General features: G+C 36.6%; 14 protein-coding genes. 5 read left to right on the top strand and 9 right to left on the bottom strand.

Features of this window, described 5'->3' with window-relative positions:
- Nucleotides 1–242: 242 nt before the first annotated feature.
- The 6 genes from B5473_RS10455 to B5473_RS10430 form a co-directional block, all read right to left on the bottom strand.
- Nucleotides 243–2,417 carry an RNA degradosome polyphosphate kinase gene (locus B5473_RS10455; protein ID WP_079524867.1) on the bottom strand — a complete coding sequence of 725 codons (2,175 nt, stop codon included), beginning with the start codon at nucleotides 2,415–2,417 and terminating at the stop codon, nucleotides 243–245.
- Nucleotide 2,418: 1 nt separating this feature from the next.
- Nucleotides 2,419–3,960, bottom strand: a complete 1,542-nt coding sequence (locus tag B5473_RS10450; protein WP_079528658.1) for a Ppx/GppA family phosphatase — start codon at nucleotides 3,958–3,960, stop codon at nucleotides 2,419–2,421.
- Between the two features lie 197 nt (nucleotides 3,961–4,157).
- Entirely contained in the window at nucleotides 4,158–5,063 is a 906-nt protein-coding gene (locus B5473_RS10445; protein WP_079524865.1) for a chemotaxis protein, read from the bottom strand.
- A gap of 93 nt (nucleotides 5,064–5,156) precedes the next feature.
- The gene (locus tag B5473_RS10440) at nucleotides 5,157–6,023 is read right to left on the bottom strand and encodes an NAD(P)-dependent oxidoreductase (RefSeq protein WP_079524863.1); all 867 of its coding nucleotides are present in this window, start codon (nucleotides 6,021–6,023) and stop codon (nucleotides 5,157–5,159) included.
- Between the two features lie 331 nt (nucleotides 6,024–6,354).
- Nucleotides 6,355–6,540 (bottom strand): aspartyl-phosphate phosphatase Spo0E family protein, encoded by a 186-nt coding sequence (locus B5473_RS10435; RefSeq protein ID WP_079524861.1) that lies wholly within the window; start codon nucleotides 6,538–6,540, stop codon nucleotides 6,355–6,357.
- 91 nt (nucleotides 6,541–6,631) lie between these two features.
- Entirely contained in the window at nucleotides 6,632–6,820 is a 189-nt protein-coding gene (locus tag B5473_RS10430) for a hypothetical protein (RefSeq protein ID WP_079524859.1), read from the bottom strand.
- A gap of 175 nt (nucleotides 6,821–6,995) precedes the next feature.
- Here B5473_RS10430 and B5473_RS10425 point away from each other — a divergent pair, with 175 nt between their 5' ends.
- The 3 genes from B5473_RS10425 (at nucleotide 6,996) to B5473_RS10415 (ending at nucleotide 8,669) form a co-directional block, all read left to right on the top strand.
- Entirely contained in the window at nucleotides 6,996–7,181 is a 186-nt protein-coding gene (locus B5473_RS10425) for a YkvS family protein (RefSeq protein ID WP_008403508.1), read from the top strand.
- Between the two features lie 85 nt (nucleotides 7,182–7,266).
- Entirely contained in the window at nucleotides 7,267–7,878 is a 612-nt protein-coding gene (locus B5473_RS10420) for a CPBP family intramembrane glutamic endopeptidase (protein WP_079524856.1), read from the top strand.
- A gap of 62 nt (nucleotides 7,879–7,940) precedes the next feature.
- The gene (locus B5473_RS10415; RefSeq protein ID WP_079524854.1) at nucleotides 7,941–8,669 is read left to right on the top strand and encodes a chemotaxis protein; all 729 of its coding nucleotides are present in this window, start codon (nucleotides 7,941–7,943) and stop codon (nucleotides 8,667–8,669) included.
- Nucleotides 8,670–8,714: 45 nt separating this feature from the next.
- On the opposite strand, the gene B5473_RS10410 is transcribed toward B5473_RS10415, so the two are convergent.
- Nucleotides 8,715–9,161 (bottom strand): MarR family winged helix-turn-helix transcriptional regulator, encoded by a 447-nt coding sequence (locus tag B5473_RS10410; RefSeq protein ID WP_079524851.1) that lies wholly within the window; start codon nucleotides 9,159–9,161, stop codon nucleotides 8,715–8,717.
- A gap of 299 nt (nucleotides 9,162–9,460) precedes the next feature.
- Nucleotides 9,461–10,900: an ATP-binding protein gene (locus B5473_RS10405; RefSeq protein WP_254865295.1), complete on the bottom strand. Its 1,440-nt coding sequence runs from the start codon at nucleotides 10,898–10,900 to the stop codon at nucleotides 9,461–9,463.
- Nucleotides 10,901–11,085: 185 nt separating this feature from the next.
- On the opposite strand from B5473_RS10405, the gene B5473_RS10400 reads away from it, so the two are divergent.
- The gene (locus tag B5473_RS10400) at nucleotides 11,086–12,819 is read left to right on the top strand and encodes a B12-binding domain-containing radical SAM protein (RefSeq protein ID WP_079524846.1); all 1,734 of its coding nucleotides are present in this window, start codon (nucleotides 11,086–11,088) and stop codon (nucleotides 12,817–12,819) included.
- A gap of 56 nt (nucleotides 12,820–12,875) precedes the next feature.
- Here B5473_RS10400 and B5473_RS20665 read toward each other — a convergent pair whose 3' ends face one another.
- Nucleotides 12,876–13,034 (bottom strand): hypothetical protein, encoded by a 159-nt coding sequence (locus B5473_RS20665; RefSeq protein ID WP_176142068.1) that lies wholly within the window; start codon nucleotides 13,032–13,034, stop codon nucleotides 12,876–12,878.
- Between the two features lie 142 nt (nucleotides 13,035–13,176).
- On the opposite strand from B5473_RS20665, the gene B5473_RS10395 reads away from it, so the two are divergent.
- Nucleotides 13,177–13,464 carry a transposase gene (locus B5473_RS10395; RefSeq protein ID WP_079524844.1) on the top strand — a complete coding sequence of 96 codons (288 nt, stop codon included), beginning with the start codon at nucleotides 13,177–13,179 and terminating at the stop codon, nucleotides 13,462–13,464.
- Nucleotides 13,465–13,496 lie beyond the last annotated feature (32 nt).

The raw sequence follows: 13,496 nt of genomic DNA, 5'->3' as shown, positions 1-13,496 counted from the left end.
TTCTAATATACCGTCAAATCGTCTAATATAAATTTATTTGTTCCAATAAAATTGCGATGTGCTAATATATCATCAACATGTTCTAAAATTTATGTGCTTTGATCTAATATCACCTTCAGATGTTCTAATATCGCGGTTCTTTATTCTAATAACTTTTATAGTTGTTCTAATAAATCCCCAGTCCCGGCACCAGATAAAACCAAAAAGCTATGAACATTTTGTCCATAGCTTAATCTCTTCTACTATTCTTCCATAATCGAACCGAGTGACTCGGCTAGAAAGATTTCCTGACTGTTAATTCGGACATCACTATGATGGCCTTCTTTATAATGGTACTTCCCATTTGAATCCTGGATGCGTACTTTTTGATTATCTTTAATTTGTAGCAGCATAATGCGCTGGATCCGATATTTTATTTCCGGTGAATAGATCGGAAACAGTATTTCCACACGTTTAATCATATTCCGGGTCATCATGTCCGCAGAAGATAAATATAGATTATCCTCCCCGTTATGATGGAACCAGAAAATCCGGGAGTGCTCAAGGAAACGGCCAACAATGCTTAATACGGTTATATTTTCCGAAATTCCCGGAATGCCCGGACGCAGACAGCAAATGCCACGGATAATCAGCTCGATTTTTACTCCTGCAATCGACGCCTCATAAAGTTTCATCATTAAATCCTTGTCGGTTAAAGAATTCATTTTTGCCCGGATAAACCCGTTTCCATATTGCTTATGTAATGCAATTTCCTTATCGATTAAATCAAGGAATTCATCACGAATATCAAATGGTGCGACGACAATATGATGGAATTCAGGTTTATCCGTATAGCCGCTTAAATAATTAAAGAAGTTTGTCGCATCAATACCAAATTCTTTATGCGATGTAATGATCCCCATATCCGTATAGATTTTTGCAGTAGCATCATTGTAATTGCCGGTTCCTAGATGAACAAAGCGTTCAATTTTCCCATTGCGTCGACGGACGACAAGTGTAATCTTTGAATGTGTTTTTAAATTATTCATTCCATAAATGACAAGGCATCCTGCTTGTTCAAGCTGTTTGGCCCAATGCACATTATTTTCCTCATCAAATCGTGCTTTTAATTCTACTAAAACAGTCACCTGTTTACCGTTTTCCGCCGCCTGCTTTAAAGCTTGAATAATCGGCGAATTGCCACTTACCCTGTACAGCGTTTGCTTAATTGCCAAAACGCTCGGATCTTCCGCTGCTTCCGCGATAAAATCAACAATCGGTCCAAATGATTCGTATGGATGATGGAAGAATATATCTTGGGTTAACGCTTTTTCAAATATATTTTCGTCCGACTGTAAATCATGGGGAGGCTGTGGAATAAAACTTTCATACTCCAGATGCTCCCGTCCTACCGAAATCTCTTTAACAAAACCGAACATTGCCGTTAAGTCGAGCGGGCCATCAATTTTGAAAACATCGGATTCTCCCAGTTCAAATTCATCCAGTAAATAATCCAGCACATCATCATTCATCTCACCGTCACGTACTTCCAAACGTGAACCGACGCCCCATTTGCGCTTTTTCAATTCCTTTTCGATTTCCACTAACAGGTCCTGTGCACCTTCCTCATGGATAGTCAAATCTGCATTTCGCGTTAACCGAAATGCTTGGGTCGATTTCACTTTATAACCTAAAAATAAACGGTCGATATTACTTGAAATAACATCTTCCAATAACACGAACAACGTCTTTTTGCCATTTGACGGAATTTTAATAAAACGGTTCAATACGGAGGGTACTTGAACAATTGCTACTTTATCCATGTTGTTTTCCAAATCCCCACTGCTGTTTTCCAGCATGACAAACAAGTTGAGTGTACGTCCCAACAATGTGGGAAACGGACGGTAGGCGTCGACCGCAACAGGTGTTAGGACAGGAAATATCGTTTCTTCAAAAAATTCATTAACATAACTTTTCTCTTGCTCATTCAGCATTTTCAAATCAAGAATATGCACATGTTCTTTCGGTAAAAGTTCATGCACTAAATGGCGGTACACTTCCGTTTGGCGTCTTACTAATGCTTGAGTACGTTCAGCAATTTTAGCAAGCTGCTCTTTCGGTGTTAATCCGGACTTATTTTCGGGCTTATGATAACCTGCACGAATTTGGTCTTGCAAACCCGCAACTCGGACCATGAAAAATTCATCCAAATTAGAACTGAATATTGCCAAAAACTTCATCCGTTCCAACAACGGGTTATTAGTATCTTCCGCTTCTTCCAAAACTCGTTCATTAAAAGCGAGCCAGCTCAATTCACGGTTGTTGTAATACTGCGGCTTAGCAATTTCCTCAAGCAGCTCGATACTGAAATCCGGACTATTTTCAAAGTCCCCATGCTCCGGATCAAAAAGCGGATCCTTTTCCATATTCATTGTCATATCAACCCTGCCTTTCTTCCTTGAACTTAAGTTTTACATCGCCTTTGAAAACACGCTCAATATGCTTTTTCTGTTTTTCTGCCTGAGCCATTTCAGCTATTGCACGCTCAGAAGTCAGTACTTCTATGTGAAATTGGTTGCTTACTTTTTGGATCGCGATATTTTTAACGACATTACGCTTCGTCATGTTCAGGGCATATACAAATTTTAAAATTGCGCCAAAATCGCGCAGCTTTTTAAATTCTTCTTTTGAAATCCAGGAATCAAATGGTCGTGCAAAACGCAAAAAGTAATCACGGTTTTTATACGATGCCAGCAAGGCCAGTTTAACCCGATTAATATGCGACATCCCTGGTATTGATTGATTGGAGATTAAATAAAATGTATGCTGGCTGGAGGAGTCCAGCTCGATATATTCTCCGATTCCATAAACTTTTGCGGCTTTCTTTAATAGCTGTATATCTACTTCACTATATTCAAATAGCTTTAAATTAATACAGCCCCGGTATAATTGCTCTGTCAATGATTCCAGTGTTTGTACTTCCTCTTCTGTACGCCCATAGGCTAATGCAAGCTGCCGGCCACTTTCTTCAAAAACATTGTATTTATCATAGGCTTGAGGATTCCCTTGCAAAACTCGGCTAATAATGAGCCCTTCCCGCAAGCCTTTTTTACTGACCTGGAAAGAGTTCGAATTTACAGTAGATAGGAGCGCCATAAAAACTTCCAATGCTGGAACAATAATATCGGCCCGGTCTGAAGAAAGGCCATCCAGCTGTCTTAGACTATCGTACGAAAATTCTGTCAAATAGTCGCGCAGTTGTTGTAAGTCGCTGATATTCATCTCATATTGATGAACACCAGACAGTGGATAGCCTATTTTTTGTTGATGAACTTGAGCAATATTACGTGCACTTCCCCCGATTGCAATAACCGGTAATCCTACATCAACTATCCATTTCAATGAGCTGAATTGTTCCATTACAAACGCACGCAGCTTCTCACGCTCGCTTTTATTAATAATCGTACCGCTTACAAACTTTTGCTTTAAGGAAACCGTACCAAATGGAAAGCTGATCGTTTTTTGGAGCTTTTTATTGATGAATAACGTAATTTCAGTCGAACCACCGCCAATATCAATCGTCACTGCAGATGGGGTATCCATTGAATGGGCAACGGCAACAAATCCGTAATACGCTTCTTCTTCTTCCGTTAAAATATCAATCAGAATACCTGTTTCTTCTTTCATACGGGTAATAATTACATCATTATTGATCGCTTGACGTACTGCAGCAGTAGCTGCCGCTTTTATGTCTGTTACATGATAATCGGCCAATATTAAGCGGAATGATTTTAACGTCTCACCCAACAGCTGAATGCCCTCTTCGGACATTTCTCCGTTTGGCAATAAATAGGTGCGCAGGCGGGCTACTGTTTTAATATTTCCGAATTCCTTTAGACCTTCGTTTTTATTATAGGAGTATAGTACAAGTCGAATCGTGTTAGAACCGATATCAATGATGGCTGTCTTAATGTTTTTCATAATACGCTTCACTTCCTTCTGAATACCTTTGTATTCTTTTACCCTCTTTTTAGCGTCTTCAAGAAAAGTTGTTACACAATATTTCAAATTAATTTCCTTTTTAGTTTACAAAAAAGCCGGAATAACTTTTTCAAGTATCCGGCTTTCTCATTATTCTATACATTTTAAAACAATGCATCAATTATTAGATAAATTTTTTACAGAATTAACTTATCCATACGTAATATCAGCTCTGCAATTTCCGGTTTCGAAATTTGCTCTTCCGCTCCTACCTGTTCGCCTTTATGGCGTAAATCATCGGTAATCAGACTTGAGAAAATAATGACTGGAAGCTTTTTCAGATCAGGATGTGATTTAATTTTCTTAGTTAAATGGTGTCCGTCCATTTGTGGCATTTCAATATCTGTAACAACGAGCTGTACATGGTTTTCAATTTGTTTATCTGCCTTCGCCAACGCTTCCAAATATTCGTATGCATCACGGCCATTTTCGAAAAACTCCGTATTCACATAGCCTGCTTCATTCATCGTATCGAATAATAGTTTACGCAATAACGGTGAGTCTTCTGCAATAATGACTTTCTTTTCAGTGCGTTCACGCTTGCCAAGTTTCTTAACAGCATCCACACTAATACTAGATTCGGGATTAATGTCAACCATGATTCGTTCAAAGTCCAGTAGTAAAATCATTTCTTCTTGAGACTTGATTACGCCAATCACCTGAGATGATCCACCTTGATACATATCCGAAGGTTTTTCAATCTGATCCCAGGAAATACGGTGAATTTGTGTAACGTTATCCACGTGGAATACAACACGTTGTTTATTAAATTCTGCCACAATATATTTTTGCTGTGGGTTTCGGTTTTCAGTAGGTATGCCTAATACTTTTAACATATCTACAACCGGTAATACTTCCCCACGCAATTGAATTATGCCTTCAACATGTGGATGTACATGTGGAATAAATGTCACTGGTATTGGCTGAATAATCTCTTTTACTTTAATTACATTAATACCGAACTTATTATTCGCCACCTCAAATTCAACAATTTCAAGCTCATTTGTTCCACTTTCTAGCAAAATCCCTTTATGATTTTCCACTACATGTCTCTCCTTCCAAACTGCCACGTTTACAATAATCCCATTGTATCATAAGAACTATTTAACTACTATCTATTATTATGCCTTTTGTACTCATTCATAATACTTGATTAATGCTTGTGTCCCATTGTCCCCATAGCCTTCTTCAAGTAACTGATCGTACATAGATTTCGCCAACGATAAGCCTGGTAATTGGAGATTCATGCGCTCCGCTTCATCAAGCGCAATCTTCATATCTTTAATAATATGCTTAATGTAAAAGCCCGGCTCTAGATTCCCCTTTAACATACGTGGAGCAAGATTGGATAGCGACCATGAACCTGCTGCACCTGCTGTTATCGAACATAGAACTTCATCCATCGTTAATCCTGCTTTTAAACCGTATGCCATCGACTCGCAAACACCAATCATCCCTGATGCGATTGCAATCTGATTGCACATTTTCGTATGTTGCCCGCTGCCTGCAACACCTTGGTAAATAATATTTTGTCCAAACAGTTCAAAAATCGGTTGCATTTTTTCAAATACATCTCTGTCGCCCCCAACCATAAGCGATAATGTACCATTTTTTGCACCGATGTCTCCACCTGATACTGGTGCGTCAAGACTATGCAATCCACGTTCGCTTGCCTCGTGATAAAGCTTTTTCGCAAGTGTCGGTTCGGATGTCGTCATATCTATGACAATCGCACCTTGTTTCGCTGCCGAGAAAATACCGTTCTCACCAATATAAACTTCTTCGACATCTTTTGGGTAACCAACCATCGTAAAGATAATATCCTGCTCTATACTTGCTTGTGCCGGTGTTTCCGCCCACTTCGCGCCTGCAGAAATAAGATCTGCCGCTTTGCTTTTAGTTCTTGTATAAATTGTTACATCATGTCCGGCATTCAGCAAATGCATAACAATGCTTGCTCCCATTACGCCCGTACCGATAAACCCTATTTTTTTTGATTCCATATGTATGCCCCTTTAGTATTTTCTTTTATTTTAACAAAAACAGTGAGAACTTCAATGTCAGTGTATTTCAATAATTCGTAATAAAATATATTCACTACTATTAATCAGGATAATTTCATACAAGGATGTGTTCGTCAATCGGAGGATTTTTGTTAGGAGTATTTATAGGAATTGAATGAATAAATTGGATTTTCGTGCATATATAAAAAAAGAGAGCAGTAGCGTTGGACCGCTTCTACTCTAAAGGGGGAAATGAGAATGTTGCTGTGTTCAAAATTACTCTTCCCTTCTCATAACTGTTTTAAACATAAAATTTATAAATATTTTTATTTTAATGTTTATAAAACAGATGTGCACTTCTCGATTGATTAAAAGCATTCATTAGATTGTCTACTTGGACGCTTAGCTGGAGCGTTTTATCACTTCGTAAACCATTTTCTAAACCTGATTGAATCATTTGTTTACGCTTTTCTTCAATTTCCAAAAGTAGTGCCTCATTCGAGATAGGTCTACCCACTTTATTTCCTCCTTTTTTTAGTCCATTACCATTATTATACCCATATTGTAATCTTTTTACAAAATAATCATTATTCAAAATTCGACACTTATTATGCTCTGGAATTTTCGGAAAATGTATAAACTACATCCCCACCTTGTTTCGCTTCACCACGGAAATTTTTAAATTGTTCATCTTTAATAAGGTGTTCTCGAAACTGAAGAAATTCTTCTTTTTTTATAACTACAGATTGTAATTCGCCATTACGCAACTGATCGAGAATATTTTTATAGTCTGTCATATGGACCCCTCTTTCCATTTTTTTATATGTATAAATCCAATATATCAAACTCTTAATCGAAAATATATTCCAAATAAACCCTAGTAAATTAATAAAATTATTCAAACTAATTGAATTTTGTAGTATAATTTCAAGCAAACTGTTAATTAGTAGTCGATGAAGGGACTGACTGTGTATGAAAATTGCGGAAGTTGGAAATATAATCGAGTTTAAAGACGGCTTAAAAGGAGTCGTTGAAAAGGTGAATGAAAATTCCGTTATCGTAGATATAACGATTATGGATAATTTTCATGATTTAGAAATGGAAGAAAAAACAGTTGTTAATCACAAACGGTATAAAATATTAGCTAATAACGAATAATTTAATGCAAATTACCCTTTTTAACATTGATTTGATGATAAAAAGGGTAATTTTTGTTACGATACGTAAGGGGAGGTTGAAGCTATTGAAAAACAGAAAACAAATCATTACACTCCTTCTGGCATTAGTTTTTATTTTCAGCATGATGTTTTTTACATTTTATGAAAAAACGATTTTTTGGTATTTATATGCCTTTACATTACTAGTTGGAATTGCAATCAGTTTAGTGGCTGGTAAATTTGAAGACCATATCCCAACATGGCAATATTTGATTTACGGTATTGGGTACGGGACAATTACGTATGGTATTGTAAAACTCGGTTATATGTTAATGCCTTATCTCGATAAAAACGCAGCAAAGGATATAACAAAGTTTTTGGATGTATATGGTCCTCAAAATATTTTCCATTACTTAATGCTCATTTTTATCGTAGCCGTAGGGGAAGAAATGTTTTGGCGAGGATATGTTCAGCAGCAATTAAAACAATTCACAACGCCTTTCTGGGCTGTCATAATTACTTCAATGTTATTTTCACTGTCTCTAGCCATTAGCGGGTTTCTTCCAGGTGCTCTTGCAGCTATTATCGCTGGTATTCTTTGGGGAGCGTTATATGAATGGAAAAAAAGTTTACCGTTAATTATCGTTACCCATATTGTCTTTGTTTTACTATTATTTTTAGTTTTACCATTATTCTGATACAATTAAAGCAGAAACTTATCTTTCTAAATTCCGTCTAAACATGTAAAAGGGGGATCCATATGAAGAAAACAATTTATCAAGTCGGTGCCGTAGTTATTTTATCTGCATTTTTGGCAGCTTGTAATACGGATACAGACGAGCCTACAACAACAAATGCAGCAAAAGAAGAACCTACCGAAACAGAACAAGTGCAAAACGAAGAACAACAAGAAACAAACGAGACGACTGAAACTAGTGAATCGGATGACTCTCCTTCAGATGAACAAGTAGAAGCTACTGAACCATCAGAAGAAACAAAAGCTGAACAAGAAGATAAAGCTGATAATTCTACATTGACGTACATTTCAAATGGCCAGCCGTTTGAAGAAAAAGTAGTAACTTCAACAAGTGATGAAATGAATTACACAATTCAGCATTTAGAAAACTATACACTTACTTCAGAAGAACCAGGTGTCGACAGTTTATTAAATAATGCTGATGAAGCTACTTCAATGCAGATTGAGGTTGTAAAAAAAGAAGATGTAACTTTTGATCAGTTAAAAGAGTCTGCAAAGGAAACAATTTCTGCTATTGCACCTGAAAACACGAAAGATCTGGATTTAGCTTCAACTTTGTCAGAACGTAAGGATATTTTAAATATTGTTGGATATGAAGCTTTATTAGAGGATGAGAAGGTTGTAAAAGTTGTTATTGAACGTGAAAACCTATTTGTTACGTTAACAATTTACGATAATGTCCAAGCGGACTTAACAGACGCCTTTTTACAAATGGGCTTAACAATTCAATAAACACCAAAAAGGACGCCCGTAAATTAGGGGCGTCCTTTTCTTTGTTTAATAGGATAAATCTTTAATAGATAATCCTAATTTTTTTAATAATTCAATTGCCGTCTGTTTTTCTTCAACCGATAATGCTCCTAAAAGTTCATGAATTTTCTGCTCATGCTCAGGAAACAGCTTGTCCATAAACTCGGAACCAAGATCAGTTATTTCCGCGTAAGTGACGCGACGATCTGTTGGGCACGAAACACGCGCTAAAAAATTCCGTTTCTCCAACTTATCAACAACGTACGTAATCGAGCCGCTCGCTAATAAAATTTTGTTTCCGATTTGCTGCAGGGGCTGACGACCTTTATGATATAAAAGTTCTAAAACCGCGAATTCTGTGGGATTCAAACCATTTGCTTGTATAAATTGATTTGTAGCTTCACTTATCGCTTTATGCGCTCTTGATAAAACGATAAATAATTTTAACGATTGTTTTACTTCCTCTGAAGCCATAAAAACCATCCTCTATTTTAAATAATCAATTACGCTGTGCGCAATTGCGTAGGATTTAAGGAGCCCACTGGATGGGACTGTCAGCTATTGTCCGTAAATGCGACATTTTTAGGCTAACTTCCTCTCTAAATTCCCTTTAATAATCTGTGACATCTGCAAGAAGCTTGTCCAACGTGAGATAGGTACTCAGCCGGAAGCAGTGCTCTTACACTGTATTCTTCAGATTTCAGCTATTGTTTGCGAAATCTGCTTATTGAAGATGTACATATTATAGCGATGGATTGGAAGTTTTGTCAAAATCACTTCGAAATTGCCGCCATTCTAGCCACTCTCATTGAATAAGAAGGAGAAGAATTTAAATATTCAATTTCATTCCGTAAATCAAAATCAATTAAAAACTTAGATCCTGCACCTTGCTCACTTTCAATGTGAAGAGTCCCATTATGCTCTTTAATGACAGATTGTACAAGCATTAACCCCAGTCCAGATCCTGTTTCTTTTGTTGTGTAAAAAGGATTTAAAGCATTTTCAATATCGACCGCATTCATCCCTTTGCCACTATCCTCAACTGAAAGCTGAAGCGTATTTTTGCCTCGGTTAAGTAAACGGACGACAATATAATTATTCGTATCCATAGCTTCGATGGCATTTTTCAGCAAGTTCATGATCATTTGCATCAGGCGATTAAAGTCCCCGTTAATCCGGTATTCTACTTTTTCGTCATATTCAAATAAAATCATAGCATTTGTTTTCATTGCTAGAGGCTGCATACGCTGGATTGACTGGTCTACAACTTCCTTCATATCAACCATTTGAAATATTTGTTTCTTTGGTTTAGAAATATTCAGAAGATCTCCAAGTAAATCATCCATACGCTTCAATTCAGATTCCAAAATTTTGAAGTAAGGATATTCCTGCTCATTTAAGCTGCTTTTTATCATCTGAATAAAACCTTGAATCGATGTCATCGGATTACGTATTTCATGGGCAATCGATGCGATATTTTGACCAATAAAAGATAAAGATTGCTGATGCTCAATTCTTTTCAGCAACATCATCTCTTCTGTTTGATCAATAATTGTTGTAACTAATATTCCTAAATTTTCATCTACTTTGCTAATAAAATTCAAATAGACTGTATTTCCATCTTCAGTTTTTCTCATAACAAAAATACTGGCCATTTCCCTGTTGGAAATTTTCTTATAATATTGAGTAATGACCTGGGAATCGTACTGGCAATCTTCAAATAGATAATCATAGCTTCTATTTTCTATTTGAGCTGCTTTTCGATCAAGTAAATGTAATGCCATAGCATTACCTGATATAATCTTTCCGTTCAACATCGTTAATATTACACCTTGTGCCATTCCGTCTATTAAATTTTGAAACATTAGTGTTTTACTTTTTTCTTCAAATGAAATGACATTGGAAGGGTTTACTTGTATTCGAGTAAAAATCAGTTGTTTATGTTCTAAATAGTGACCCCAAACTTGAACCGGTATTTTTTGATGGTATTTATTTATTAATGTAAAAGTAGCAGTAGATGTTGATTTTTCATTTACAGAACTTATAAATCGCTCCCACTCACCACTAATTTTATCCGCACTTTCCCAAAAACACTTTGGTAAGTGAACTGATTGCAATATTTCTTCTGCCTTACTATTCATAAATTCAATTTTACCTTGGCGGTTCAATATAATGATTTGTTCATTGGATTGCTGAAAAAGCTCTTCTAACATATAATTCAATTGGCCTTCCACTACACCTATTACCCCCAATTTCAAATATTATAGAATTTTCAGAATTGTATACTTACCGTATATTATTTCACATTACTATTTGGAATAAAATGGGTATATTCTCCCATATTGTTTGTATCTGTTTACACTGCTACAATAGACTTTATGAAGAGGAGAATAAAATTATGAAAATTATATTAAGTACACTCAACGCAAAATATATTCATACTAACTTAGCGATTCGCTATTTAAAAGCAGCAGCACTGCCTGAATTCGACTGTGAGCTTGCTGAATATACAATTAAAGACCCTGCTTTCAACATCGTATCCGACCTTTTCCAAAAGAAACCGGATGTCGTCGGATTCAGCTGTTATATTTGGAATATTAATGAAACGATTGCGGTAATCCGTATGCTAAAAACGGTATTGCCGAATGTTAAAATTATTTTAGGCGGTCCGGAAGTTTCCTATGATGTCCATGAATGGATTCGTAAACATGAAGAAATTGACTTCATTATTATGGGTGAAGGTGAAGTTTCATTTAAAGAAATGCTTCGCCACTTCAATGGTGAGATTCCACTCGAAAAAGTGCCGGGCATTTGCTATTTGGAAGAAGGCAAATTAAAAATCCATGCACAGCCACCTAAAATCGATTTGCGGGAAATTGCTTCCCCTTTCCGATTTGAAGAAGATTTACCTCACTTAGGTAAACGGATTCAATATATTGAAACGAGCCGCGGCTGTCCATTTAGCTGTCAATTCTGCCTATCTTCTATTGAAGTAGGGGTTCGTTATTTTAACCGCGAGAAGATTAAAGAAGATATTCGCTACTTAATGAATAACGGTGCAAAAACGATTAAATTCGTTGACCGTACATTTAATATTAGTCGTAGTTATGCGATGGAAATGTTCCAGTTTTTAATTGATGAACATCAGCCGGGTGTCGTATTCCAGTTCGAAATTACGGCAGACATTATGCGTCCTGAAGTCATCCAATTCTTAAATGACAATGCTCCGAAAGGGCTGTTTCGTTTTGAGATTGGTGTCCAGTCAACGAATGACTTAACAAACGACCTTGTAAAACGTCGTCAAAACTTCGAGAAACTTACTCGTACTGTCACGATGGTAAAAGAAGGCGGCAAAATCGATCAGCATCTGGATTTAATTGCCGGATTGCCTGAAGAGGATTATGCATCATTCCGTAAAACATTTAATGATGTCTTTGCGATGCGCCCAGAAGAGCTGCAACTTGGCTTCCTGAAATTGCTACGTGGGACAGGCTTACGATTGGAAGCCGAAAAGTACGGCTACACATATGTTGATATTTCTCCATATGAAATTTTCTCAAATAATGTATTAACTTTTGATGATATTGTCCGTATTAAACATGCGGAAGACGTACTGGAAAAGTATTGGAATGCACATCGTATGGACAATACAATTGAATATTTAGTAACAAAAGTATTTGAAACGCCATTCGACTTCTTCCAAAGCTTCGGCACATACTGGGAAACAAAAGGCTGGTCACGTATTGGACACCAGCTTGAAGATTTATTCCGTCGTTTACTTGAGTTCCTTCAAACGGTCGAGCATGCTGACTTAGAAGTGACTACAAGCTTGATGAAATACGACTTCCTGCAAGGTCAGCAGTTCCAGCCGCGTAAACTGTGGTGGAATGATCGTCTTTCTGAAGCTGATATGAAAGATGTCTATGCACGTATTAAAGAAAACCCATCTCTTGTAGGCGAGGAATTTGCAGCTATGCAGATAACTGAACGCGAATTATTCAAACATTCTTTAATTATTCCGTTCCACATCGATTTGCAAAATTATGAAGTCGGTGCACCACAAAAGGAAACGGGCTATTTATTCACATACTTCCGCAATGGACAACAGCCTTACTTCAGCACATTCAATTAATTTAAAAACGCTGCAAACTCTTACTATAGAGTGTGCAGCGTTTTTGAACTGAAAACTTATTTTGTTTTAGAATCCGTTTGCTTTTTTTCCGGACTATTTTTAGATTGTTCTTCTGTTAAATCATTGTCTTCACGAAGATCCAAATCATCAGGGTTTAATTCTGGTCCAACTTCTTCTTTCATGTTTTGTCGGTCATTCCCTTTCTTTTTCTCCATATATATCACCTCCATTTTATAAATTAACCATTCGGCTATTATCTATTCCGCCGATATGATTAAACAAAGCTGCAGTCAGCCTACTCGTTTTATACCCAAAAAAAGAGGGCATAATTCAAATAAGAAGAAAGGAGTGCTATTTTTGAAAATATTTTTAGTTATTTCAAGCATTGTTGTTCCGCTTATTATGGTTCTTTTAAGAAAGAAAATTAGCAAGTCCGCTCTTGTTTTCAATATACTTGCTGTTATTTTTGTCATCATTTTCGGCAGTATTGCATCTACCTCCATTTATCAGATCATTATTGATGATGCAGTATTTATGACAAAAATCCATGGTCTGTTTTTAAATGAACTCTTTTTGATTTCCGGTGCATATATCGGAGTTTTTACTATTTACAGACTGATGATTCTCACATTGCATGAAAAATAACTGTGCTTCAATAAATTAAAGAACGCCCATTC

The organism is Solibacillus isronensis (genome assembly GCF_900168685.1).
GTDB lineage: Bacteria > Bacillota > Bacilli > Bacillales_A > Planococcaceae > Solibacillus > Solibacillus isronensis_A.
The sequence above is the reverse complement of the archived record's forward strand: the minus strand, read 5'-3'. Positions and strand labels throughout refer to the sequence as shown.